Source organism: Micromonospora cremea (assembly GCF_900143515.1).
In the GTDB taxonomy this organism is placed as follows: Bacteria; Actinomycetota; Actinomycetes; order Mycobacteriales; family Micromonosporaceae; genus Micromonospora; species Micromonospora cremea.
In genome coordinates this window covers 2,833,057-2,857,030 of sequence record NZ_FSQT01000001.1, presented here as the reverse complement: position 1 = coordinate 2,857,030, position 23,974 = coordinate 2,833,057, and the positions used below count along the sequence as shown (strand labels likewise).

The 23,974-nt window shown below is 69.0% G+C and carries 20 protein-coding genes; 11 read left to right on the top strand and 9 right to left on the bottom strand.

The window, feature by feature from the left end; all coding sequences use genetic code 11:
- Positions 1 to 41 precede the first annotated feature (41 nt).
- Complete coding sequence (locus BUS84_RS13100) at positions 42 to 677, top strand: DUF1028 domain-containing protein (protein ID WP_074311723.1); 636 nt, start codon at positions 42 to 44, stop codon at positions 675 to 677.
- 390 nt (positions 678 to 1,067) lie between these two features.
- Here BUS84_RS13100 and BUS84_RS13095 read toward each other — a convergent pair whose 3' ends face one another.
- Together BUS84_RS13095 and BUS84_RS13090 are read right to left on the bottom strand one after the other, a co-directional pair.
- Positions 1,068 to 1,937, bottom strand: a complete 870-nt coding sequence (locus BUS84_RS13095) for a DUF4352 domain-containing protein (RefSeq protein ID WP_074311721.1) — start codon at positions 1,935 to 1,937, stop codon at positions 1,068 to 1,070.
- Positions 1,938 to 2,110: 173 nt separating this feature from the next.
- A complete protein-coding gene (locus BUS84_RS13090; protein ID WP_074311719.1) occupies positions 2,111 to 2,311 on the bottom strand; it encodes a hypothetical protein in 201 nt (66 codons plus the stop codon).
- 542 nt (positions 2,312 to 2,853) lie between these two features.
- Here BUS84_RS13090 and BUS84_RS13085 point away from each other — a divergent pair.
- Positions 2,854 to 4,770, top strand: coding sequence for a heavy metal translocating P-type ATPase (locus BUS84_RS13085; protein ID WP_425293431.1), 1,917 nt, complete (start codon positions 2,854 to 2,856; stop codon positions 4,768 to 4,770).
- A gap of 145 nt (positions 4,771 to 4,915) precedes the next feature.
- On the opposite strand, the gene BUS84_RS37495 is transcribed toward BUS84_RS13085, so the two are convergent.
- Positions 4,916 to 5,152, bottom strand: coding sequence for a heavy-metal-associated domain-containing protein (locus BUS84_RS37495; protein ID WP_244298509.1), 237 nt, complete (start codon positions 5,150 to 5,152; stop codon positions 4,916 to 4,918).
- A gap of 155 nt (positions 5,153 to 5,307) precedes the next feature.
- On the opposite strand from BUS84_RS37495, the gene BUS84_RS13075 reads away from it, so the two are divergent.
- Positions 5,308 to 6,735 (top strand): MFS transporter, encoded by a 1,428-nt coding sequence (locus tag BUS84_RS13075; protein ID WP_074312601.1) that lies wholly within the window; start codon positions 5,308 to 5,310, stop codon positions 6,733 to 6,735.
- Between the two features lie 354 nt (positions 6,736 to 7,089).
- Here the strand turns inward: BUS84_RS13075 and BUS84_RS13070 are convergent, their stop codons facing one another.
- Positions 7,090 to 7,386 carry a metal-sensitive transcriptional regulator gene (locus BUS84_RS13070; protein WP_074311710.1) on the bottom strand — a complete coding sequence of 99 codons (297 nt, stop codon included), beginning with the start codon at positions 7,384 to 7,386 and terminating at the stop codon, positions 7,090 to 7,092.
- 148 nt (positions 7,387 to 7,534) lie between these two features.
- Here BUS84_RS13070 and BUS84_RS13065 point away from each other — a divergent pair, with 148 nt between their 5' ends.
- The 6 genes from BUS84_RS13065 to BUS84_RS13040 all read left to right on the top strand — a co-directional run bounded on the left by BUS84_RS13065 (position 7,535) and on the right by BUS84_RS13040 (position 13,552).
- The gene (locus BUS84_RS13065) at positions 7,535 to 7,744 is read left to right on the top strand and encodes a heavy-metal-associated domain-containing protein (protein ID WP_074311708.1); all 210 of its coding nucleotides are present in this window, start codon (positions 7,535 to 7,537) and stop codon (positions 7,742 to 7,744) included.
- A 137-nt stretch (positions 7,745 to 7,881) separates the two neighbouring features.
- On the top strand, positions 7,882 to 8,679 hold the full coding sequence (locus BUS84_RS13060; protein ID WP_074311706.1) for a DedA family protein: 798 nt from the start codon (positions 7,882 to 7,884) through the stop codon (positions 8,677 to 8,679).
- A complete protein-coding gene (locus BUS84_RS13055; protein WP_084757378.1) occupies positions 8,676 to 10,940 on the top strand; it encodes an MMPL family transporter in 2,265 nt (754 codons plus the stop codon). Before BUS84_RS13060 ends, BUS84_RS13055 begins: the two co-directional genes overlap by 4 nt.
- A 101-nt stretch (positions 10,941 to 11,041) precedes the next feature.
- On the top strand, positions 11,042 to 12,217 hold the full coding sequence (locus BUS84_RS13050) for a sensor histidine kinase (RefSeq protein WP_084757377.1): 1,176 nt from the start codon (positions 11,042 to 11,044) through the stop codon (positions 12,215 to 12,217).
- 125 nt (positions 12,218 to 12,342) lie between these two features.
- On the top strand, positions 12,343 to 12,945 hold the full coding sequence (locus BUS84_RS13045) for a hypothetical protein (protein ID WP_143728354.1): 603 nt from the start codon (positions 12,343 to 12,345) through the stop codon (positions 12,943 to 12,945).
- A 214-nt stretch (positions 12,946 to 13,159) separates the two neighbouring features.
- Positions 13,160 to 13,552, top strand: a complete 393-nt coding sequence (locus tag BUS84_RS13040; protein ID WP_074312595.1) for a YybH family protein — start codon at positions 13,160 to 13,162, stop codon at positions 13,550 to 13,552.
- Between the two features lie 178 nt (positions 13,553 to 13,730).
- On the opposite strand, the gene BUS84_RS13035 is transcribed toward BUS84_RS13040, so the two are convergent.
- Positions 13,731 to 17,183, bottom strand: a complete 3,453-nt coding sequence (locus tag BUS84_RS13035) for an RICIN domain-containing protein (RefSeq protein WP_084757376.1) — start codon at positions 17,181 to 17,183, stop codon at positions 13,731 to 13,733.
- A gap of 285 nt (positions 17,184 to 17,468) precedes the next feature.
- Entirely contained in the window at positions 17,469 to 19,181 is a 1,713-nt protein-coding gene (locus tag BUS84_RS13030; protein WP_074311702.1) for a DUF4091 domain-containing protein, read from the bottom strand.
- Positions 19,182 to 19,494: 313 nt separating this feature from the next.
- On the opposite strand from BUS84_RS13030, the gene BUS84_RS13025 reads away from it, so the two are divergent.
- The gene (locus BUS84_RS13025) at positions 19,495 to 20,448 is read left to right on the top strand and encodes a hexose kinase (protein WP_074311700.1); all 954 of its coding nucleotides are present in this window, start codon (positions 19,495 to 19,497) and stop codon (positions 20,446 to 20,448) included.
- Complete coding sequence (locus tag BUS84_RS13020; RefSeq protein WP_074311697.1) at positions 20,445 to 21,278, top strand: class II fructose-bisphosphate aldolase; 834 nt, start codon at positions 20,445 to 20,447, stop codon at positions 21,276 to 21,278. Before BUS84_RS13025 ends, BUS84_RS13020 begins: the two co-directional genes overlap by 4 nt.
- A 15-nt stretch (positions 21,279 to 21,293) precedes the next feature.
- Here the strand turns inward: BUS84_RS13020 and BUS84_RS13015 are convergent, their stop codons facing one another.
- From BUS84_RS13015 to BUS84_RS13005, 3 genes are read right to left on the bottom strand one after another with little or no spacing between them, the layout of a single operon-like run.
- Positions 21,294 to 22,118 (bottom strand): DeoR/GlpR family DNA-binding transcription regulator, encoded by an 825-nt coding sequence (locus tag BUS84_RS13015; RefSeq protein ID WP_074311695.1) that lies wholly within the window; start codon positions 22,116 to 22,118, stop codon positions 21,294 to 21,296.
- Positions 22,115 to 23,041, bottom strand: coding sequence for a carbohydrate ABC transporter permease (locus tag BUS84_RS13010; RefSeq protein WP_208869601.1), 927 nt, complete (start codon positions 23,039 to 23,041; stop codon positions 22,115 to 22,117). The genes BUS84_RS13015 and BUS84_RS13010 overlap by 4 nt, the downstream gene beginning before the upstream one ends.
- 3 nt (positions 23,042 to 23,044) lie before the next feature.
- On the bottom strand, positions 23,045 to 23,956 hold the full coding sequence (locus tag BUS84_RS13005; RefSeq protein ID WP_143728353.1) for a carbohydrate ABC transporter permease: 912 nt from the start codon (positions 23,954 to 23,956) through the stop codon (positions 23,045 to 23,047).
- Positions 23,957 to 23,974: the final 18 nt, after the last annotated feature.

The following is a 23,974-nucleotide window of genomic DNA, read 5'->3' as shown; positions in this document are numbered from 1 at the left end:
GAGCAATAACGATCCGGAAGGCGGCAGCATGCGAGGCGGGGATGTGGCATGTCCGGGGTTCGTCCGGGTACCTGCCGATCGTGACCTTCTCGATCGCCGCGCGGTGTCCGCGTACCGGTCAGCTCGGGGTGGGAGCCCTGACGGCCAGACCCGCGGTCGGCAAGCTCGTCGCACACGTTCACGCCGGCGGTGGTGCGGTGGCAACCCAGGCCACCCCCAACCCGTTCCTGGCCTACGATGGCCTGCCGCTGCTCGGCGAGGGCCGCTCGCCGCAGGACGTCCTGACCGAGCTGCTGGCCTGGGACCCGGGTCGCGAGGTGCGGCAGGTCGGCATGGTCGACCGTCAGGGTCGGTCTGACGCCTTCACCGGCTCCTGTACGCGGGACTGGGCGGGGCACCGCACCGGGCCGGGTTACGCGGTGCAGGGCAACCGCCTGGTGGGCCCGGAGACCCTCGCGGAGATCGTCCGGGTGTTCGAGGGCAGCCGGGAACTCGACCTGGCCGAGCGGCTCGTGCTGGCCGTCGGCGCCGGCGAGGAGACCGGTGGTGACCGGGACGGCGCACGGTCGGCGACCGTGACGGTGATCGGCGACCAGCCGTACCCGCTCTGGGACGTGCGGGTCGACGACGCCGAGCATCCGGCACTTGAACTGCGCCGGTTGCACGGTGTCTTCTAGGAGGAAGTGCTGCCAACCATCCAGGGGCTGCCCACCCGTGACGACCCGATGGGCGAGGCCGCCCGACAGGCACTCGGGGCACAGACGGGGCTCAGACGGGGCACAAGACGCCGCCAGAAGTCGTCAACCGGCCAGCAACGATGGCAACCCACGACGCCCTGTGAACAGGCATCGGATAGCTTTTCGCTGGTGACCGGACAGTGACTCTTGGACCCCCACGAGCGGTAGAACGACGGCAGCGTCAGCAGGTCGCGCGTGCCCCTGCGAACGTCGGGCCGGTGAGTGCAGGAACAGGTCACCCGGACAAACCGACGACTCTGCCGGAAGGCAGTATCGCCAGTCAGAGGGTGAATCAGGCCGGCCGGGTGACCCGCTCCTACATCGTCACTGTCACAGGGTGACGACGGCGTCCTCGGCGAGGGTGAACAGGCCGGCGTCGAACGTGATCGTCTTCAGCTTGGTGCCCTTCGGCACGTCGAAGTAGACGTTCGCGGTCACCGAGTTGCCTGGGTTGATCTCGTCGAGAAACCCCTGCCCATCGCTGTTGCCGTAGATCCCGGCCTCCCCGTCGGCCTCGTACTCCCGGCCGCTGGCGTCCTGTGCGGTGAGAGTCCCGTCGGCGTGGAAGGTATGCGCGCTCTTGGTGACGTTCTTGACGGTCACGCTGACCTTGCAGAAGGTGCCCTGTGCCTTGGTGTTCAGGAACTGGGAGCCGACCTGGGAGATCCCACACTTCTCGCTCTTGACGGTGAACTCGAAGTCACCGCCGCGGACCTTGTCGCCGATGCCGAAGGTCTCCGGCTTCGCCGGTGCCGGGGCTGCGGTGGTCTTCGCCGGTGCCGGAGCGGCAGCGGTCGTGGCGGGGGCGGTCGTGGTGGGCGCCGTGGTCGTCGCGTCCGCAGGCTTGGCCACCGCCGGGGGCTCGCTCGCCGACACGCTCGCCGGCTTCGAGTCGCCGAACATGGCGCCGACGGCGCCGATGCCACAGCACAGCACCACCATGGCGCCGACGCCGATGAGGGTCGGGACCAGCCAGGCGGGGCGCTTGCGGGCGGCGGGCGCCGGCGCGACGTCGTGCCAGCCGCCGGGCGGCGGCGGGACCTGGCCGGGCTGAGCAGGGAACTGGCCGGCGGGCGGAGGGTACTGCCCGGCGGGCGGAGGGAACTGGCCGGCGGGCACCTGCGGGAACTGCGCGGTCGGCGGCATCGGCTGCTGGCCGGCGGGCGGCTGATTTTGGGCAGGGTCGTAGGGGGTCGTCATTGGTGTGAAGGTCTCCCAGGCTTGGTGTCGCGCTGCCCCATACTGAGCGCAATAGCGGCAACAGTCTCACAGTAGTTGCACAGTGCAATCATCCTGCTGTCCTGACGCAGACGCCGGTCAGCTGGGGAAACACCTAGATCAGATTGCCGCCGATAGCCGTTGAGCCACCCGCTTCACTCGAAAGCGGTGTCCACTTCGATCTGAGCCACCACCGTTGATTGCACGTGCGTGTAGCGCTGCGGCTCGGGTCGGTCCAACTGCCCGATCCAACTCGCCGGCAGCGGCTGCGGCCAGGGGTGCACGACGATGCCGTGGCGCGGCAACCTGGGTGGGGACAGCAGCGGCGCGAGCTCCCGGCGTTGGACGATCGCCAACGGGTGCTCCTTCCCATGTAGAGCAGCTGTCCCCGACAGCACTGACGGCAGCCCCGCCCACTTCTGATCCGCCAGCGTTGGCCGCGTCAGTTGCCCGTCCAGCAGCGGCGGTCGCTCCGCGAACCCGCTTCGTACCCCTCAGGGGTAGGGGTAGTTTCGGTATACCCCTAGGGGGTATATGGTGCTGGGTGGAGGTGGACGGTATGAGACACGAACACAGCGGGCACGAGAACGCGACGGACGTGCACGTAACGCCGCGTGAGTACTCCCACGAGGGCCACGCCCGGACGACGGATCCCCGCCACGGTCCGGCCCCAGGCGCCCCACAGCCCCGCGTGCCACACCACAGAAACGACCCGACCTACTCGACCGGGACGCAGACCCGGCTACCGAGCGAGGATGCCGGCGGACACGATAGCCACCACCACGCAGCTCACCACGGCCACGCGGGGCACGGAGGGCATGACAAGCACGCCGGCCACGACCCAGAGCAGTTCCGGCGCAAGTTCTGGCTGAGCCTCGCCCTGACGCTGCCGATCGTCGTGACCAGTCACATGGTGATGAACTGGTTCGGTTACACCCTGGACTTCCCTGGCATGAGCCTGGTCGGCCCGGTCCTCGGCTCGGTGGTCTTCTTCTACGGCGGATGGCCGTTCCTGGTCGGCGGTGTCCGCGAGATCCGGGACCGGGCCCCGGGGATGATGCTGCTGATCACGATGGCGATCGCCGTCGCCTACACGGCATCACTGGCCACCAGCCTGAAGCTGTTCGACCTGGACTTCTGGTGGGAGCTCGCCGCTCTGGTGACCATCATGCTGCTGGGTCACTGGCAGGAGATGAAGGCGATCGGCCAGGCGCAGGGCGCGCTTGCCGCGCTGGCGGCGCTGCTGCCCGACGACGCCGAGCGGATCGACGACAGCGGTGAGCTGCACCCCGTGCCGGTGAGCCAACTGCGGGTCGGTGATCTGGTCCTCGTCCGTTCCGGCGCTCGGGTGCCGGCAGACGGCCGAATCGTCGAGGGCGCCGCCGAGTTGGACGAGTCGATGATCACGGGGGAGTCCCGACCGGTCTCACGTGGCGTGGGAGACCGGGTGGTGGCCGGCACCGTGGCAACGGACTCGGCTCTGCGTCTGCGGGTGGACGCCGTCGGCGACGATACGGCGCTGGCCGGCATCGGGCGGCTCGTCGCCCAGGCGCAGGCGTCAGCCGGCCGGGCCCAGGTGCTCGCCGACCGGTTCGCGGCGATGCTCTTCTACGTCGCGACCGCCGCCGCGCTGGTCACCTTCGGGGTCTGGTGGGCGCTGGGCGACCTCGACGAGTCGGTCGTCCGCACGGTCACGGTGCTCGTGATCGCCTGCCCGCACGCCCTCGGGTTGGCCATCCCACTGGTGATCGCGCTGTCGACCGCGGTATCGGCGAGGGCGGGCATCCTGGTCAAGGATCGCCTCGCCCTGGAGCGGATGCGCACAGTCGATGCGGTGCTGTTCGACAAGACGGGCACACTGACCAAGGGCGCACACACCGTCACTGCCACAGCGGCTGCCGCCGGCACCACAGAGGATGAGGTGTTGCGCATCGCCGGCGCGGTCGAGACGGATAGTGAGCACCCCCTCGCGAAGGCGCTGGTGGCCGTGGCCCAGGACCGGGGAATGCGCGCGATCGCCCGTGATTTCCGGTCGCTGACCGGTCGGGGTGTGCAGGCCGTGGTGGATGGCACGACCTATGCCGTCGGCGGTCCGGCCCTGCTTCGCGAGTTGGGGGCGCGCGTGCCGGACGAATTGGTCAGGGTCGAACAGGTCTGGTCGGCGCGCGGGGCGGCGGTGCTCCACCTGGTCCGGCTACCCGACGGCGGGCGCGCGGAGGCGGTCGGGGCGTTCGCCCTGGAGGACGAGATCCGTCCTGAGGCACGGGAGGCCATCGCGCAGCTGCGGGAGCAGGGCGTACGGAAGATCGTGATGATCACCGGCGACGCTCGGCCGGTCGCCGAGGCCGTCGCCGCAGACCTGGGGTTCCGCCCCGGCGTCGACGAGGTCTTCGCCGAGGTGCTGCCCGCCGACAAGGACCGGGCGGTCGCCGACCTGCAGGCCCGGGGGCTGACCGTCGCGATGGTGGGGGATGGCGTCAATGACGCGCCCGCACTGGCCCGCGCCGACGTCGGACTCGCCATCGGTGCTGGAACGGATGTGGCGATCGAGTCCGCCGGAGTCATCCTCGCCTCGTCCGACCCGCGCGGCGTGACCGCTGTGATCCGCCTGTCCAGGGCGTCGTACCGAAAGATGATCCAGAACCTGGCCTGGGCTGCCGGCTACAACGTCGTGGCGATCCCGCTCGCCGCTGGCGTCCTCGCCTGGGCGGGGATCAGCCTCAGCCCGGCTGTTGGTGCGGTGCTGATGTCGGTCTCCACGATCGTGGTGGCACTCAATGCTCAAATGCTGCGGCGGGTGCGCTTGACCCGGTAGCCCCGGACAAGGATGTGGTGGCGGCCGGCCAAGGCCGCCACCACATCTGCACGACTACCGGCTGGTTGTCCTCTGCCCGCCCGCTTAGCCCGCCCCACATCCTCGGCGCGCCCGCCCGTTGCAAGCGGGCACGCCAGCCCTGCAGTCAGCGCACCAGGTCGTAGCCGGCCTTCTCGACTGCCGCGTGGACGTTGGTGATTGCCAACGCGGCATCGCTGGTGACCGCGACCGTGCCACAGGCCACGTCGATCGCCGCGCCCGTCACGCCCTCGACGGTGCTGACCGCCCGGTTCACGTCGGCAGTGGCGCAACTACAGCTCGATTCGCTGGTGCACATGCAGCGCCGGCTGCCTGTCGAGCGTGGACCCGGCCCGTTGAACATCGATGAATCCCCATGAATGGTACGGAGGGGGACGCCGGCTGCGAGGAGGGCAAGCACGAGTCGGGGCTGGACGTCGCTTGACAACTCATACCCCCTGGGGGTACACATTCGTTCACTTACCCATACCCCCTAGGGGCATAAAAGGAGTGGTGGAGATGTCACACGGATCCAAGCGCTGGTGGGGCCTCGGGCTCATCGCGCTCGCTCAGTTCATGGTCATCATGGACACCTCGATCATCGGGGTGGCCCTCCCGCAGATGCAGGACGACCTCGGCTTCTCGCCGGAGAATCTCTCGTGGGTGTTCAACGCCTACGTCGTGGCGTTCGGAGGACTGCTGCTGCTGGGCGGTCGGCTGTCGGACCTGTTCGGCGCGCGGCGCGTGTTCACCGCCGGGTGGCTGATCCTGCTCACCGGATCGGCAGCCGCCGGCCTGGCCGACACCGTCGCGGTGGAGTTGGCCGCCCGCGCCACACAGGGCGTCGGCGCCGCCCTGATCGCACCGTCCGCGCTGACGCTGCTGATGATGCTCTTCGGGGCCCAGCCGCGAGAACTCACCACGGCCCTCGCGCTCTATGGCGCGGCGGCGCCGGCGGGCGGCACCGCCGGCGTCTTCCTCGGCGGTGTCATCACCGAGTACCTCAGCTGGCCGTGGGTGTTCTACATCAACATCCCCATCGCCCTGATCGTGGTACTCGCCACCCCGGCGCTGATGCCCGCCGGCGGCGCCCGCCGCGGTTCCCTCGACGTCGCCGGGGCGCTTACCGTCACCGCCGGTCTCGCCGCGGCGGTCTACGCGGTCGTCCGGGCTCCGGAAGTCGGATGGAACTCCATCCAGACCTGGCTGACACTCGCCGGTGCGGCCGCCGCGTTGGTGGCGTTCGTGGCCATCCAGGCTGCCCGCCGGGAGCCGCTGATGCGGCTATCGATCTTCCGTACCCCGAACCTCGCCGCGGCCAATGTCGCCCAGCTTCTGCTCGGCGCGGCATGGATTCCGATGTGGTTCTACCTCAACCTCTACCTGCAGCAGGTCCTCGGCTACAACGCCTTCCCCAGCGGCGCCGCGTTACTTCCGATGACCATCCTCATCATGGTCGGGATGGTGACTCTGGCCCCGCGGGCCATCAACCGGTTCGGCCCGAAGCCGATGGTGGTTGCGGGCCTGGCGGTACTGGCCGCCGGACTCGGATGGCTGGCTCTCGTGCGGCCGGACGGCAGCTACGTGGTGGACGTCCTGCCGGCCTCGCTCGTGGCCGCGTTGGGTATGTCGCTAGCGTTCATCCCCTCGCTGGGCACGGCCATCTCCAGTGCTCCACCTGAGGAGGGTGGGCTCGCATCCGGGATCGTCAACACCAGCTACCAGGTGGGCTCGGCGCTGGGTCTGGCCGCGATGACGGCGGTGGCCGCCTCGTACGGCGCGGACCGGCTCGGTGACCTGCCGGCTCTGACCGACGGGTACTCGGCGGCGTTCACCGGCGCCGGTGTCATCGCCGCCGTCGGGGCCGTCATCGCCGCGAGCAGTCTTCGGACGCGCGCCACTGGTCGGCAGGCTGTCACCGAACCCGAGAACGCCCAGGTCGGCTGACCGAGCCGTTCGGACTCGACATGACAGACGACACGGACCGGGGAGGATCATCATGACGATCTGGAGGCCACCGTGACTGGCGCGGCAGCGGTCGCGTGACGAGACCTGACAACAGACGCCGATCTGGCACGCGTCACGACATCGGGCGCAGTAATGCCGGCCGATGCATGATCGGCCGGCATCTCGTCGTCACGGGTGCCTGCCAGGGTGACGCGGCCGGTGGACGTAATGGTGGCGCCCACGTGGGCTGCCGCAGCCTGGCGAGACGGCGCGAAGTCCGCACTCCGGTCCAGCGGCTGGGCGTCGCCAGGGCGGGCCACGTGGGGTTGGCCGACCTGCCGATTGCCGGGAGGGTCAGCCGCGCTTCATGAGGCGGCCGACAGCGGCCATCATCTCGGTGGCCATCTCGTCGGCGCGGCCCTCGGCGGCCCCCTCGTGCATGCAGTGCCGGGCGTGGCCGTCGAGCAGCCCCAGGGCGACCTTGTCCAGGGCGGCCTGGATCGCGGAGATCTGGGTGAGCACGTCGATGCAGTACCGGTCGTCGTCGACCATCTTCTCGACGCCCCGGACCTGCCCCTCGACGCGCCGCAGCCGCGCGAGCAGTTGGTCCTTGCTGGCGGTGTACCCGCGGATCGGAGTGGGTGTGGTCATCGCACCAGGATAGCGTACCCCTCGGGGGTATGCTACGGTGCGGTGAGTTACATACCCCCTCAAGGTATCCCTGGACAGGCGATCCCTGCCACGACCTCTGGCGCTGATACCTCCGGGGCCTGATGAGGGTGTTGAGAGGAGCATTCCGATGACCACCGCCACCTACCAGGTGCAGGGCATGACCTGCGGACACTGCGTGAACTCGGTCAGCACCGAGATCAGCAGCATCGCCGGTGTCAACGACGTCCAGGTCGACCTCGGCTCCGGGCGGGTCACTGTCACCAGTGCTGCGCCGCTGGACCCCGCGGCCGTCCGGGCCGCGGTCGACGAGGCCGGCTACGACCTCGTCGACGTCTGACAGTCTTTCGATGGAGGGGTGCGGTTTTCCGCACCCGACTGTTGAGGTTGGCCTTCCGAAGCCGGCGGTCGGCCTCATGGTCCGGGCTGCGGTGAGTCCATAACGTCGTCGGCATGATCCATTTGTGGGATACGTCGATGCACGCCGGCCTGATGGCCCAGCAGTCTGATGCGCCGTCGGGCGGCCTGGTCGGGTTGGTGACCGACCTGGTGGAGCGGCTCGGTGCGCCCGGTGCCGGCGTGGCGGTTGCGCTGGAGAATCTGTTCCCGCCGATCCCGAGTGAGCTGATCCTGCCGCTGGCCGGGTTCACCGCCAGTCAGGGAAAGATCAACCTGTTCGCCGCGATCGTCTGGACCACAATCGGTTCGGTGGCGGGCGCGGTGGCGCTGTACTACGTCGGCGTCGCGCTCGGGCGGGACCGGGTCCGCGCGATCGCGGCGCGGCTGCCGTTGATCAAGCTGAGCGACATCGACAAGACGGAGGCGTGGTTCGTCCGGCACGGGGTGAAGACGGTCTTCTTCGGGCGCATGATCCCGATCTTCCGCAGCCTCATCTCCATCCCGGCCGGTGTGGAGCGAATGCCGATCGCCACGTTCCTGCTCTACACCACGTTGGGCAGTCTGATCTGGAACACCGTGTTCGTGATGGCCGGCTACCTGCTCGGGGAAAACTGGCATTCCGTCGAGTCGTACGTCGGGACGTTCCAGAACGTCGTCATCGCAGTCTGCGCGCTCGCCATGGGTTACTTCGTCGTTTCGCGCCTGAGCAGGATGCGCCGGGGGCGATCGGCGAGGGACAACGAAGCGGCACCGAACGAGCCCGAGCCATGCGGGTCGGGCGCACCTGTCGAGCCGTACGGGCACCCCGATAACCGGACCCAAGCCGTACGCGGCAGCGTGTACGGAACCTCGCGCCGGTCGGAGGATGGCCGATGACGCCGGGTGTTGAGGGCCCCGCACCGGCGGGGCGCCGCCGGCGGTATCCCGTCCGTGCGCCCTTCACCACGCGGGTCGGCCGGTGGAGTTCCAACCATCCCTGGCTCGCGATCACGGCCTGGCTGTGTTTCGTGGTGGCCAGCGTGGTCGGTGGCAGCCTGGTCGGCACGGTGAAGGCCACCACGCAGGACAGCCTGCACGGGGAGTTGGCCCGCGCAGACCGTATCGAGCAGGCCGCAGCGTTCCCGGATTCCCCGGCAGCGGAGAGCGTCCTGATCACGGCGCGGACCGGCGATCTCGATCTCCAACGTGCGCAGGCGGTGGCGATCGACCTGTCTGCCCGCATGCGCGTCCTGCCCGAGGTGGCGAAGGTCGCTGACCCAGTCACCTCCCCCAATCGTAAGGCGGTGCTGGTCGAGGTGGAGATGACCGGTTCGGCGAACGATGCTGACGCGCGGGTCGGACCGCTGCTGGAGGCCACCACGCAGGCGCAGCAGCGGTATCCCGACCTGTGGGTGGAACAGGTGGGATCGGGATCCCTGGCGAAGGCGCTGACCGAGACGCTGGCGGCGGATTTCGTCAAGGCTGAGCTGACCAGCGTGCCGGTGGCGCTGGTGATCCTGCTGTTCAGCTTCGGCGCGTTGATCGCCGCCGGAGTGCCCGTCGTGCTGGCGTTGTCGGCCGCGGCCGGCGCGATGGGGCTGGCACAGTTCGCCTCGCACATCTTCCCGGCCGGGGAAATGGTCAGCAGCGTCATCCTGCTGATCGGCATGGCGGTCGGCGTCGACTACTCGCTGTTCTACCTACGTCGCGAGCGGGAGGAACGAGCACGCGGGCGCGACCATCGCAGCGCGGTCGAGATCGCGGCCGGCACCTCGGGGCACGCGGTACTGGTCTCCGGCGTCGCCGTCATGGTCGCCATGGCCAGTTTGTTCCTGGTCGGCGACAACACGTTCAGCTCGATGGCGACCGGCTCGATCCTGGTCGTCGGGGTGGCGATGGTTGGATCCCTCACGGTCCTACCCGCGATCCTGGTCGTCCTCGGGCGGTGGGTGGACCGGCCACGAGTGCCCTTCCTCGGCCGGCGAATCCAGAGGGCGGACCGCAGCCGCCTCTGGGCGGCGGTCCTGCGGCTAGCGCTGCGCGCGCCGCTGGCGACGTTCATGATCTCTGTCGGAGTGCTGCTCATCGTCGCCATCCCGGCACTGGTCATGAACCTCAAAAAGCCGACCTCCACCGACCTGCCCCGCTCGATCCCGATCCTGCGCACCTACGACCGCCTGGCGCAGGCGTTCCCGAGCAACGACCTCGGCACCAGCCACGTCATTGCGATCCGCACCAACGCCGCCGGCGGACCGGCGGTAGAGCGAGAACTCGCCCAGCTCTCCACCCGGATCAAGGGAGACAGCCAGTTCGCCCAGGACCGCCCCCCGACCGTGCGCAGGTCCGCCGACGGCACCGTCTTCCTGGTCACCGTCCGCGTAGCCGACGCCAGCGACAGCCACGTGGCGACGCAGTCACTGCGCCGGCTGCGCACCGAGTTGCTGCCGCAGACGGTCGGCACCGTGGCGGACACGGAGTGGGCGGTGGCCGGCCGTACCGCCAGCGATGCCGACTTCCGCGACCGCATGGCGGCGGCGCTGCCACCGGTTGTCGCATTCGTACTCGCCATGACGTTCTTGATCATGCTCGTCACGTTCCGGTCGGTGGTGGTGGCGTTGACCTCGATCCTGCTCAACACGATCTCCGTGGCTGCCTCGTACGGACTGCTGGTGCTGGTGTTCCAGCACACCTGGGCGGAGGACGTGCTCGGGTTCACCTCCAACGGCGCGGTCGTGTCCTGGCTACCGTTGATGCTGTTCGTCATCCTGTTCGGGCTCTCGATGGACTACCACGTGTTCGTCGTGAGCCGCATCCGCGAGGCGGTCCAGCGGGGCGTACCAACCCCGCAGGCGATCGAGCAGGGCATCGTCTCGTCAGCGTCCACGGTCAGCAGCGCCGCGATCATCATGGTCGCCGTGTTCTGCATCTTCGCCACCCTGTCGATCGTCGAGTTCAAACAACTCGGCGTGGGGCTCGCCGCCGCGATCTTGATCGACGCCACCGTCATCCGCGCGGTCGTCCTGCCGTCCCTCATGCGACTGCTCGGCGAAGCGAACTGGTGGGCCCCGCGATTCCTCGCACCCCGTCGCAGGACCGATGTCACACGGCCTGACACTGACGCCGACACGCAGGTCATCATGGCTACCGCGGACCGGTAGCTAGGTTGGGTGGCGGCCGGGCACGGGGTGCTCGTGACCGGCCGCCACCGATCCGAGACGACATGGATCCGAGACGTCATGAGCTATGGAGGGACGGCCTGATGGCAGAGTGCGCCGCGCACGGTCGGCTGTCGTGGATCGGCGCCGTGGCCCGGTGGAGCCGGCCGGTGGGGGGCGTGGCGGTCGGCGTCCTCACCGCTGCGGCCGAGGTGCTGTTCCTGCTCCTTGCCGGGCTCGTCGTGGTCGCGGTCTCGCCGGCGCCGGCGGCCCGCCGCCGCATCGGCACCGCCACCGTCCGGTACGCCCAACGGATCACCGACTGGGAGCGGCACCGCCTGGCGGTCATCGCCTCGAAACCACCCCCGCCACCGGTCCGGGCGAGCGGACCACGCGTGCTCGGCTACCTTGCCGCCCGCCTGCTGCCGGCGGCGCTCGGCCTGCTCACCGCCGGCCTGCTCGTGCTCGGCGCCGTACTCGCCGCCATCGTGGTGCGCTCCTTCGTGGCGGGCACCATGACCACAGCCAATTTCCTGCTGCAGGGGCTCATCGGGGCGGCCCTGCTGCTGGTGAACCTGCAAGCGACAGCCAGCGTCGCCACGCTGGATCGGTGGCTGGCCCGCAGCCTGCTCGAATCCAACACCCGCGAGGCGCTGCAACAGCGGATCAGCGAACTGACCGTCAGCCGAGCCGGTGTCCTCGCCGCAGTCGACGCCGAACGCCAGCGCATCGAACGCGACCTTCACGACGGGCTACAGCAACACCTCGTCGCACTCGGCATGCTGCTCGGGCGGGCGCGCCGCAGCCGCGACCCCGACAAGGCGCGCGCACTTCTCGTGCAGGCGCACGAGGACGTTCAACGGGCCATCGACCAGCTGCGGGACGTTGCCTGGCGGGTTTACCCCTCCGCACTCGACCACACCACCCTGGACGAGGTGCTGGGGATGGTGGCGCAACGATCGGCGACGCCCGTCAAAATCAGCTACGACGTGCCCGTCCGGCCTGCCCGACCGATCGAAACCGTGCTCTACTTCGTCGCCTGCGAAGCGATCACCAACACCATCAAACACGCCCGAGCCACCCTGATCACCATCGAGATCGAGACGCGGGACGCAAGAATCGAGATGTGCATACGCGACGACGGTACCGGCGGCGCCGACCTGCACGGCAGCGGCCTGCAGGGGCTCGCCCGCAGGGTCACCGCACTGGACGGACAGTTTGACCTGCATAGCCCACCCGGCGGCCCGACGACGATCCGGGTTGAGCTGCCAGGCGCATAGCCCGCGCCGAAGACTCCACCCTGCTTTGTGAAGGGCTGGGCCGACGGGTTCAACGCTGCCAGCCCGGACGGGGCGGGTGACGACCAGGCGAGGAGATGTCCGCCTGTGCTGTTACTTTGCCGGCCGTGAATGACCAACCGACGTGGATCGACCGGATCATCGACGTGACCGGATGGCGCCACAAGTCTGAGAATGGCGCCGGCTGGGATCAGGTAGAGGCCGAGCTGGGCGTGGCGCTGCCGACGGACTTCAAGGAGCTGTGCCGGCGGTTCGTACCCGGCTCGTTCTACGCCTACCTTGACCTTCTGCGGCCGACCGACGATCACGCGCAGCCGCTGCTTGGGATGTGGGCCTCTTGTCGGCAGTGGGCAGGCGGGAATGAGTCCGCGCGGTTGTGGGCGCCCTACGAGATGTACGAGCCCGACAAGGGGTCGGGGCTGATTCAGTGGGGCAGCGATCAGACTGAGGGAGAGTACTACTGGCTGGTGGACCGCTCTGTGGAGCCCGACCGGTGGCTTGTGGTCGCACGGTGGGAAGCTATCGAGCCGTGGCACCGATTCGACATGTCGACGGCCGAGTTCGTATACCGGGTGATCGCGGACCCGGAGTTCAAGCCATTCACGGTGGCCGACCCATCGCGGCGAGCCTTCTACCTGCCGCACTGGGGGCCGTTCCCCATGAACGCTGACGACTGGGATGCCTTCACCGACCCGAACCGCACAGGCTGAACGACGCCCTGGGCCTGCCGGTGAGGGCAACAATCAGCGGCCGAGGAGTCGCCAAGACGTTTGAGTGCTGACCCGTGCGCGGTGCCCCGGGCTGACGCCCGCAGGCCGCCCGGACCGATGGCGGCCTGGATCGCCGCCCCTGGTCGACGAGTCCGTGACCCGCGGCTGGCCGGTTTCCGCCGCCTGCCGCCCGCCGGATGGCAAGGTGATGTCCATGAACAGGAAGCACGTCGACGATTGGCTCGCCGCCTACGAGCGAGTTTGGCGGACGCCGGGTACGGACGCTCTGGTCACGCTCTTCACCGAGGATGCGAGCTACCAGCAGGGGCCGTACTGGACGCCCGTCGTCGGCCTGCCGGCCATCGCCCGGATGTGGGAAGCGCAGCGCAAAGGTCCCGACGAGGTGTTCCAGATGACCAGGCAGATCATCGCGGTCGACGGCGACACCGCGGTGTCGCGCCAGGAGGTCCGCTACGGCGGCCCGGTCGACCAGGAGTACCGGGACCTGTGGATCATGCGATTCGCCGACGACGGACGTTGCCGGTCGTTCGAGGAGTGGCCGTTCTGGCCGGGACAGCAGCCGGCCAACCCTCCGAACGGATCCTGACCCGAGCAACCCGCGCCGATGCAGCTCCGCCTATGGCTTCGAACGCGGTGCCGCCCACCGACGGTCGTCGGTGGGCGGCACTGGCTCGGGGATTGCGCTCAGTTCGCGGTGGCCTTCCACCGCTGCTGGGCCGCACCGGTTCCGGCGGCCTGCACGACCTTGCCATCAGCGTTGGAGGTCAGAGACAGCCCGCTGTGTTTGCCGTGAGCGTCAACTGATCAGCTGCGCCGCTGACCGCCCAGCGTTGGTTCGGCGTGCCGGTGCAGGTGTACTGCCCCACGACGGCTTCACCGGCCGTACTGCTCGAAAACACGTCCATGCACTTGCCGCTGCTGGCGTTCTTGACGGTGTAGCTGCCGTCGTCGAGCCGGGCCAGCAACCACTTCTGGCTGGCGCTGCTCGACGGAGCGGCGGTGAGGAGCTGCGCGTCGCTGGTCCCGGGCGCCTCCAGGGCGAGCTGGGAACCGACGTTGGTCAGCGCGTACTGGCCGTCCGCGATCGGCGGTGGCACGATCTCCTCGGTCCCGACCGCCACCGCGAAGACGTGCACCGCGGCGTTGGAGGGCAGGGTGACCGCGACCACCTCCTTGGCCGAATCGACGCGCAGTGTCGCGGTGTAGAGCCGGTACGCCGTGGTCGGGTAGGCCGGTCCCGTCGGGGTGTTCTTCCCGTTGGTCGTCACCGCGATCTTGGCTCCGTAGGTGTCCGTCGCCAGACAGCACCAGTTCGGGAAGCCGAGCGTGCCGGTCGCCGTCGAGCCGTCGGAGTAGTGCACGGTGGCGCTGCCCCCTGCGGAGCCGCTGGTGCCGGTACCGAGGAAGGCCAGCGCGTTGCCGCTGCCGGAGACGCGGATGGTCTCGCCGCCGGAGGCGACGTTGTCAACGGTGCCGGGCTGGGAGGACGGCCAGGTGAACTCGAACCCGTTCGCGGACACCTGCGCTCCTGGTACCACGCCCTTCTCTGCGAGGCGCTCGGCCAGGAAGCTGGAGCCGCCACCGTCGATGTCGCCCGGGGCCGGGTCCGTCGAGGCAGTAACGGCGACGTTGTTGAATGCCGCGCTCAGACTGCCGTAGGCGAGTGTCGTCTCGGTCCGGTCGCTGATGGTGTATGAGGTGTCGCGAGGCCGGTAGACCGCGATCGCGGATAGCTCGCGGGTGCCGGGTTCGACGTTCGCCGGTGGCGTCACCGTGAACCTGGCGGTGAACGTCTCCCGGTCCTTGGGGTGTCCTTCCTTGGAGGTGCCGACCGGGGTCACCTTCCATCCTTCCGGCGCGGTCAGGGCCAGGGAGGTTACCCGCACCGGCTTACCGGTGTTGTTCGTGAACGCCGCCGTCACCGTGGCGGGCTCGTTTGCCGCCGCGACCTGCGGTGCGACCACGTCGAGCGAGACGTTGCGGTCTTGCGGGTGCGAGCCGCCGACGGCTCCGGCACCGGTGATGAGCACCGTGGCGGCGGTTTTGGTGGACAAGGACCCGGTAGCGATGTGGAGGATGCCGGTGGCGGTGTCGAAGAAGTAGCCAGAGCCGGCCGCGTCCAACGCGGCGACGGAAGCCTGACGTGCCAGCTTGCGTTTGTCGACCGTGACGTTGCCCGGGGTAGCGTCGGTGTGGACAGTCAGCCGGTAGTCGCGGGCGCTCGGCATGCCCTCGTACGAGCCGGTGAGCGACCCGATGCGCACCTCTACCGGGCCGCTTCCCCGGTCCGGGGCGGTGACGTCGAACCGCTGGGTGGCGGCAGCGCCGGTGCGGTACGCCTGGGACCGTCCGTCGTCTTCGTAGTTCAGGAAGCTGGACGTGCCCTGGGGGTAGATGTCCAGGTCCAACTGCCCGGCCTTCTTGCCCTGCGTCCAGTCGAGCGTACCGGTGGGGAACATGGGCACGATGGCGCCGGCCCGTACGAACAGGGGCAGTGTGTCCAGTGGCGCCTTGTACCCGTTCAGGGTCTGCTTGCCGCTGTAGACGCGTCCGCTCCAGTAGTCGACCCAGTTGCCTTCGGGCAGGTAGATGCCGTCGCGCAAGGAGGTGTCCGAGTAGATCGGGGCGACGAGGAGGTCGTCTCCGGCGAGGAACTGGTACTTGACCTTGTCGCCCCACGTGTTGGGGTCGTCCGGGTAGTTCAGATAGAGAGGGCGGGTCGCCCCGAGCCCGGTCCGGTTGGCGTTGGCCGTGTGCGTGTAGAAGTACGGGAGCAGGCGCTCGTGCAACTGGAGGTATTTGCGGTTGATGTCGGTGTACGGCTGCCCGTACCGCCACGGCTGCTTGTCGCTGGCCGCCCAACCGCTCATGGCGTAGGTGCCCGGCAGAAGCATCTTCCACTGCAGGTCCCGCACGTATGTCTCCGCGCTGCCGCCGAAGATGCCGTCGACGTCGCCGGTCGCCGCATGCTGTCCGGACAGGGTGGCGCCGGCATAGGTGGGAATCTGCCAGCGGATGTAGTCCCAGGAGCCGGACTGGTCCCCGCTCCAGGTGACACCGCACCGCTGCGTGCCGGCCCAGCCTTCGATGGTCAGGACGGTGGCGCGGTCACTGCTGTTCTGCTCGACGCCGTCGCGCGACTTCTCGCAGGCATCAAGCGCGAAGCGGTACCCGGGCCCGACCCACGCCACGTCGGTCTTGCGGACCCTGACCCCGCTCTGAACCTCGTATGTCTGGTTGGTCAGATCCGACTCGGTCCACAGGCCCAGCTCGGACCCGTGGCCCGCGAGCATGTCGCCAGTCTCGGGAAGGTCCTCGTACCCGCAGCCGTAGCCGTCGTTGACCAGCATCCAACCCAGGGGCATTTCGTGGTCGGTGTAGCCCTGCGCGATCGAGGTAGCGTCACGGAGTGTCTCGCGCTCTCCACGATTGGCGTTGTGCAGGTAGCAGTCCGCGTCGCCGAGTTCCAGGGCGTACATCGGCAGCATCGCCGGGCGCCCGGTCAGCTCGGTGTAGCCGTCGATGACCTCGCGGGCGTCTCCCACGAAGTAGTAGGCGTCGAACCGCTGCTCCTCGTGGGTGGTGCGCACCGGACTGGCGAAGCTGTAGTCACCAGAGGCGAAAGTGTTCCGTAGCACCCCGTAACCGTTGCTGGACAGATAGAACGGTGCGGCATTCGGGTTGCCGCCCTCGTTCCAGTTGTAGTCCCGGGAGATGCCGATGGTGGTGTCCCGGTGGCTGAACCGCCCGTTCTGCATCCCTCCGCCGAAGAACTGCTCCTTCGATCCCTGAGCCAGGGTCTGCGTCGTACCCGCTGACGACCAGGACAGCGGCGCTGTCTCCGCCCACAGCGTGCGGCCGGTCTCGTCCGCGAGGCGCAGGGTGAGAGGGTGCTTGGTCACCGTCAGCGTGGCCTGATCGGCCTTGAGGACGTAGGCGTCGCCCGTGTCGGTGTGCGTGGACCCGACCGCACCGTAGTCCCGCTTGACGACGACGTCGGCGTCGGGCGCTGAGGGGTCGCTGGGATCGTCGTTGGCCGGGTCGGTGAACGTCCCGTCCGGCGCAAGCCATACGCGGATCAGGTCGTCGTCCTCGAAGTTCACCCGCAGCGCCGCAGTTCCGGAGCGGAAGGTGTAGGAGTCGCCCTCGGCGGTGAATCCGGAGATGTCGCCCAGGCTGCCTGCAGCTGCCGAGGCGGCAGGCGGGCTGCTCAGCAAGGCTGCCGCGACTGCTGTCGCCGTTGCTGCGGCCAGTGTCAACGAACGCCGTTGTCAATTAAACCTGATCATTTCCCTACCTGTCATCGGGACGGGCATGCCGGGTGACGCTGGACCACGTCACCGCGGCATGCCGGAGGTCGGATTGGACGTTCGTCGGGGCAGTTCCAGGTGGTCACTGGATCTGAACGGCGGCGGTAGCCCTGCGGGCATGCGGTGCCCGCCGCAGGTCACGTGACACGGCGTGCGCGGCACGCCGCCGGCCGTGCCGGTGGCGGCCGGCGGTCAGTCGGTCGGGTAGCCCGCCAATGCCTCGACGACCGCCGCTCGGGCGTCGAGCAGCGCCTGGTAGGCGGCCGGCCCGGGGGCGGACGCGGGTTCGACACCGGCCAGCGCCGCCACCCGCACCGGGTGGTCCTGGCCACCGCGGTCGGCTAGCTGGTCGAGCAGGGCGAAGTCTTCCTGACCGTCGCGGAACAGCTCCCACCGGATGCTCGACACCGGTCCGTCCTTGCCCGGGTAGACGAGGTACTCGTCGCCCTGGCGGTAGCGGTAGGACCCGTCGGTGTACGGGTCCTGCGGCCACGAGTTGTACGCCCAACGCAGGTAGCCGTCGAGGTTGCGTTGTGCGCTGAGCCAGGACAGCACGCGTGCGCCGAGGGGTGCGGCCGGGGTCACCGTGTTCGGGTAGGCCGGGTTGGACCAGGTGTAGAAGGTGGTTTTCTTGCCCTCCGCCCGACGTCGGTCGATCATCTCCTGCGACCAGTCGTCAACGTCGGAGTAGTTGAGCGACAGGTCCTGCGCGAACGCGTCGGTGCTCGCGGATCCGGCGATCGCGATCTGGTCGACGAAGACCGGTGCGACCTCCCGGACCAGGTCGATGGCCACCTGCATTTCGCTCGCGGGCCGCTCGTCGAAGGCGAGGTAGGTCCGGTCCAGCCAGCCCCGGTCCCGTACGTGGTCCTCGAACGCGACGAGGAACGCCGACCAGGCGTCCTTCCACTCCGCGCCACCGAGTGAGACCTCCTGGTCCACCCGCTGACCGGTCCGGGTGTCGGTGTAGACGACGTGCTGGTAGCCACGGAACATCAGCAGCCCGAAGGCGTGGATGTACGGGCCGACGCCGGCCCGCATCCCCTCCTCGACCAGACGGTCCCAGTTGGCGAAGTCGAAGGACCACTGCTCGCCGTCGTGGAACCAGTCGACGGCCGAGTGGTACGGCACGTAGGTCTGCGACCGCCACCGGCCGTCCGGCCACAGCACCGGCCACGGGTCCTCGGCGATCGCGGAGTTGATGACGCGCTGGCCGCGCGAGGCCAGGTCCTCCAGGTAGGGCCGGATGGCCTTGAAGTGCTGGTCGGACCATAGTTCGAGACCGGCCTGCTCGGCGACGGTGTCCGGCTGGAACCAGAGATTCAGGTGGAAGTCCCGCTCGGCGACCGGCGGCAGGGTCACGTCGGCGATGTTCACCGTCAGGTCGTACTCGACCGCCTTGACCTTGTGGGCGGTCACGGTGACCCGGGTGTGATAGGTGCCGGGGCGGGCGTCCGGTGGTACGGCGAGGGTGAACCAGACCGGCTGCGCCTGGCCGGCGGGCACGTCCACCCGGTCGACCTCGCGCAACGGGTCGGCGATCATCCCGCCCCGGTCGTCGGGAATGTAGGCGGGATAGCGGACCTGGACCGCCTTCGAGATCGCGCCGCCCTTGCCGATCGGCTTCAGCGGTCCAACCTGAACCTGGAGTTCTTCGAGGTCCTGGACGCTGGCCACGGCGAGTTGGGCGGAGGCGTGTCCGCCCCGGACGGTCGCCAAGGACAGTTGTCGATCGTTGCCGGTTGGCACCGGCTCCGGGGCGACCTGCGCGACGCGCTCGAACGACGAGGACGCGAAGTCGCCGGTCGGCACCCAGATCTTGAGGGCGTCCGTGGGTGGCCGCGCGCTGGCCGGAGTGGGTGTGGCGACGGATCCGACCAGGAGCGCGACGGCCGCCAGCCCCACGCTCAGACGGCGTGATCGGAGCACTGTGGTCGGTGGACGGGTGGTGTGCGACGGTGCGGAAGGAGGCACGTGATCAACTCCTGTGAGCGATATTGCCGAGATCCGACTGATAGCGATCAGTATTGGTCAGCGTCCGCCGCGAGGCAAGAAGACACTTTGGACGCGCGCTCGGCTGGTCGGGCGGTAACCCGAGCTGACCGGGCGGAGGGGGTGCGCGATAGCGACAACTTTTTGGTAATATCGAGCATGAAATTCCATGCTGAACTGCCGGCACCAAACCCCGACGAGGAGTCACGATGACCGAGCGGGAAACGTGATTCTCGCCGTCGCGCCGAACCCGGCGCTCGACGTGACCTATGGGCTGGGGGAACTGCACCGGGGCCGGGTGCAGCGGGTGCGGACCGTCAGCGAACGCCCCGGCGGCAAGGCCGTCAACGTCGGCCGGGTGCTTCACGAACTGGGGGAGCGGGTCATCGTCACCGGCATGTGCGGCGGTCCGGGGGGCGTGGCCCTGCAGGCCGCTCTCGACCGGGCCGGCGTGCGGGCCGACCTGCTCGACGTACTGCCGGACGTCCGGCGCACGCTGGTCGTGCAGGAGACCAGCGGAGTGACGACGTCGCTGTGGGAGCCCGGCTATGCACCGGTGGACCCGCCGGCCGCCGCCGACGCCCTGACCCGGCACGTGAGCGAGCTCCTGGCCGGTGCCGACGCGCTGGTCGTCTCCGGCAGCCTGCCGCCCGGCGTGGACCCGGGGCTTCCGGCCCGCCTGGTCGACGCGGCGGTGGCCGCCGGAGTGCCGGCCGTCGTGGACGTCAGCGGCCCGGCTCTGCAGGCGGCGGCGGCCGCTGGCGGGGCGGTGCTGATGCCGAACGCGGACGAGCTGGCCGAGCTGGTCGGTCACCGGCCCTCGACGCCGGCCGAGGCGGTGCGGGCGGCCCGCCGGCTGCTGCCCCCCGCCGGCCGGGTCCCCGCCGTCGTGCTGACCCTGGGCGCCGAGGGGATGGCTGTGGTGCGACCGGATCGGGTCATGCTGGCCGCGCCGCCGGAGCGGATCCAGGGGAACCCGACCGGCGCCGGGGACGCGGCCTGCGCGGCCGTCGCCCGGCAACTCGCGGCCGCCGGGTCGCTGGACGCCGTCGACTGGCGCGGCCTGCTCGTCGACGCGGTGGCGCTGTCGGCGGCGGCGGTGCTGCGTCCGGTCGCCGGTGAGGTGGACGTCCGTGCCTACCGGCTCTGGCGTGATCAGGTGAAAGTGGAGGAAGTATGACTCTGGCTTCGATGGCGGAACTCGTCATCCCGGCAGCGCGGGACCGCCGCGCGGTCGGCGCGTTCAACGTCATCCAGCTTGAGCATGCCGAGGGCATCGTGGCCGGCGCCGAACGCGCGGTACGCCCTGTCGTGCTGCAGCTGTCGGAGAATACGGCCCGCTACCACGGCAGCCTGGCCCCGCTGGCGCTGGCCTGTCTCCGGATCGCGGCGGAAGCGTCCGTGCCGGTCTGCGTACATTTGGATCACGCCACCGAGCGTGAACTGATCGAGCAGGCGGTCGAACTCGGCGTGCCCTCGGTGATGGTCGACGCTTCCGGGTACTCGTACGAGAAGAACGTCGCCCTGACCGCGGAACTCGCCGCCTGGTGTCATTCGCGCGGGGTCTGGGTCGAAGCCGAGCTCGGTGAGATCGGCGGCAAGGACGGCGCGCACAAGCCCGGCGTACGGACCGATCCGGACGACGCGGCCGCCTTCGTCGCCGCCACCGGCGTCGACGCGCTCGCGGTCGCGGTCGGCTCCTCGCACGCGATGCTGACCCGTGACGCGGTCCTCGACGACGAACTGATCGCCGCGATCGCGGCGAAGGTGCCGGTGCCGCTGGTCCTGCATGGCTCGTCCGGGGTCTCCGAGGCGGGTCTGCGGTCGGCGGTCGCGCACGGGATGTCGAAGATCAACATCGCGACGCATCTCAACGCGGCCCTCACGGGTGCGGTCCGGCGTGCGCTCGCCGCCGACGAGGACCTGGTCGACCCGCGCAAGTATCTCGGTCCGGGCAGGGATGCGGTGGCCGGGCAGGTCGCCCATCTGGTCACCCTGCTCGCCCCGTGACGGCGGGGGTCGGCCTCAGGCCAGCAGCACGTTGACCCCGGCGGCGCGCAGGTCGGCGACGACCTTCGCGTCCGCGCCGTCGTCGGTCACCAGGGTGTCCACCGCGCTGACGTCGCAGATCCGGGCAAAGGAGTGCCGGCCCAGCTTCTCCGAGCCGGCCACGACGACGACCCGACGGGACCGCCGGACCATCGTCGCGTCGATGCCGGCCTCGCCCTCGTCGTGACAGGACGTGCCGCCGTCGGGGGAGAACGCGTCGACCCCGAGGATCAGCACGTCGAGCCACAGCTCATTCAGGACCATCGTGGCCAGCGGCCCGGTCAGCTCGTACGACTGGGGCAGTGCCACACCGCCGAGGATGACGGTACGGACGTGGCGTCGCAGCACCATCTCCGTGGCGATGTTGAGCGCGTTCGTCACCACCGTCACGGCCGGCCGCTGAACGGCCTGGGCGAGGTCGACCCGCGCGGCGACGCGTCGGGCCGTCGCGGACGTGGTGGTGCCACCGTTGAACGCGACCACGTCGCCCAGTTCGACGAGTTCGCAGGCGATCGCGGCGATGCGCTCCTTGACGCCGTTGTCGCCCCGGTCCCGGTAGCGGACCGGCAGGTCGTACGAGACGGACGTGGCCACGACGCCGCCGTGCGTCCGAGCCGCCAACTGTTGCTCCGCCAGGGTGGTGAAGTCCCGGCGGACCGTCGCCTCGGAGACCTGCAGGGCGCTGGCCGCCTCGGCGACGGACAGCCTGCCGCGCGCGCCCAGGATGTCGAGCAGCGCCTGCAGGCGCTGGGGGCGGTCGCGGCCGTCCGCCCGGTCGGTGGCGGCCTCGACCGTGCTCACTTGATGGCCCCCGCCGTGAGACCTGCCACCAGGCGCTTTTCAACCAACGCGAAGAGAATGATCACGGGCACGATGCCGACGATAGAGACTCCGAAGACGTATTGCCACGCCGAATCGTACTGACCGACGAATTTTGTGATGGCGACGGTCAGCGGCTGGTTCTCCGCCGTGGTCAAGATGACGAGGCTGGCCGCGAACTCGTTCCAGCACGCGACGAACGTGAAGATGATCGCGGTGACGATGCCCGGCCACACCACCGGCAGGGTTACCCGCCGCAGCGTCTGCAGTTTGCTGGCACCGTCGATCATTGCCGCCTCGTCTATCTCCCTGGGCACCCCGGCGAAGAAGCTGTGCATGATCCACACCGCGAAGCTGAGGTTGAACGCGCCGTTGACGAGGATCATAGCGAGCCAGGTGTCGTCGATGCCGATCGCGAGGAACTGCCGGAACAGTCCCGCCGCGAGTACGGTCGGCTGGAGCATCTGGGTCACCAGCACCAGGAGCAGGAACGCCAGCCGTCCGGGAAAGCGGTGCTTGGCCGTGTAATAGGCGGCGGGCATGGCCACCACCAGGACCAGCAGTGTCCCGCACGCCGAAATGACAATGGTGGAGACCAGGTTGTAGGGGAGCGGCGTCTCCGGCGTGGACCACATCGACGCGTAGTTCGATGGCACCCATTCGGTCGGCAGGTATGTGGCCGGAATGCGCAGGATCTCCGAGTGCCGCTTGAACGATCCGATCAACATCACCAGGTAGGGCGCCAGGAAGAACAACGCCACCACCGCGCCGGCCAATGTCATCAACCACCGGCGGCCGCCGTGGCGCTGCCCGCGACGGCTCCGGGTGCGACCGTTGACTCCGCTGGCCCGCACTGATTTCTTGGCGCGCTCATCGCCCTGAGATCTCGTTGCCGTCGTCGCCAAGGCTCACTCGTCCCTCATCGGCCGGACAATCCGGAGGTAGATGCCGATGACCGCGAGGACGATGACGAAGTTCACGACACTCAGTGCGCTCGCCGTCTCGACCTGGCGGTCCTGCTGGATGTATTTGAAGATCAACGTTGTGGTGGTGTCCGCGTCGTACCCGGGAATGCTGCCGGTCAGCGTGCGGAGGATGGGCAGCGAGTTGAAGACGTTGATGATGTTGATCAGCACGGCGACGGCGATCGCCGGCCGCAGGACCGGGAAGATCACGCTCCAGTAGGTCCGCACCGATCCGGCGCCGTCCACCGCTGCGGCCTCCAGCACCTCGCGCGGCACCATCTGCAGCCCGGCGAGGATCGTGTACGTGGTGAACGGCAGGGAGACGAACACCGCCACTCCCATGGCCACCAGGAAGGCCGGCACCGGCTGTCGGGTGAAGCCGAACCCGGTATCCAGAATCCCGAGGTCGACCAGGAACTGGTTCATGACGCCGTAGAAGGGATCGAGTCCGTAGTAGAAGACGGTGGACGTCATCACGACACTGGCCGCCCACGGGACGATGACCGCGAGTCGAACCAGCCGGCGTCCGGGGAAGGCCTTGTCGAGGAACTGCGCGAGCGCCATGGAGACGAGCAGCGTCACCACGACGACGCCGACCACCCAGATCGCGGTGTTGAGCAGCACCCTGCCCAACGCGGGGGAGTCGAACAGCGTCACGTAATTGTCGAACCCGGCCGAGCCGCGGTCCACCCCGACCGGCGACACGTCCCGGGTCGAGGTCCAGACCAGATACCCGGCCGGGAACAGGACGATGGTGACGATCAACGTCAGCGCCGGCAACAGCCATGGAAGTGCCGCCACCAGGTCCCGGCGTGCCTGACGACGCGCCGAGATCGCGGGTGCCGGCACTTCCATGAGTTGGTTGTTCATCAT

What these genes read in the sequence shown, in the direction of transcription:
- BUS84_RS13100 (WP_074311723.1), top strand. Translation starts at nt 42, where the DNA reads ATGTGGCATGTCCGGGGTTCGTCCGGGTACCTGCCGATCGTGACCTTC.
- BUS84_RS13095 (WP_074311721.1), bottom strand. Translation starts at nt 1,937, where the DNA reads ATGACGACCCCCTACGACCCTGCCCAAAATCAGCCGCCCGCCGGCCAG.
- BUS84_RS37495 (WP_244298509.1), bottom strand. Translation starts at nt 5,152, where the DNA reads ATGTTCAACGGGCCGGGTCCACGCTCGACAGGCAGCCGGCGCTGCATG.
- BUS84_RS13075 (WP_074312601.1), top strand. Translation starts at nt 5,308, where the DNA reads ATGTCACACGGATCCAAGCGCTGGTGGGGCCTCGGGCTCATCGCGCTC.
- BUS84_RS13070 (WP_074311710.1), bottom strand. Translation starts at nt 7,386, where the DNA reads ATGACCACACCCACTCCGATCCGCGGGTACACCGCCAGCAAGGACCAA.
- BUS84_RS13065 (WP_074311708.1), top strand. Translation starts at nt 7,535, where the DNA reads ATGACCACCGCCACCTACCAGGTGCAGGGCATGACCTGCGGACACTGC.
- BUS84_RS13060 (WP_074311706.1), top strand. Translation starts at nt 7,882, where the DNA reads ATGCACGCCGGCCTGATGGCCCAGCAGTCTGATGCGCCGTCGGGCGGC.
- BUS84_RS13055 (WP_084757378.1), top strand. Translation starts at nt 8,676, where the DNA reads ATGACGCCGGGTGTTGAGGGCCCCGCACCGGCGGGGCGCCGCCGGCGG.
- BUS84_RS13050 (WP_084757377.1), top strand. Translation starts at nt 11,042, where the DNA reads ATGGCAGAGTGCGCCGCGCACGGTCGGCTGTCGTGGATCGGCGCCGTG.
- BUS84_RS13040 (WP_074312595.1), top strand. Translation starts at nt 13,160, where the DNA reads ATGAACAGGAAGCACGTCGACGATTGGCTCGCCGCCTACGAGCGAGTT.
- BUS84_RS13020 (WP_074311697.1), top strand. Translation starts at nt 20,445, where the DNA reads ATGACTCTGGCTTCGATGGCGGAACTCGTCATCCCGGCAGCGCGGGAC.
- BUS84_RS13005 (WP_143728353.1), bottom strand. Translation starts at nt 23,956, where the DNA reads ATGGAAGTGCCGGCACCCGCGATCTCGGCGCGTCGTCAGGCACGCCGG.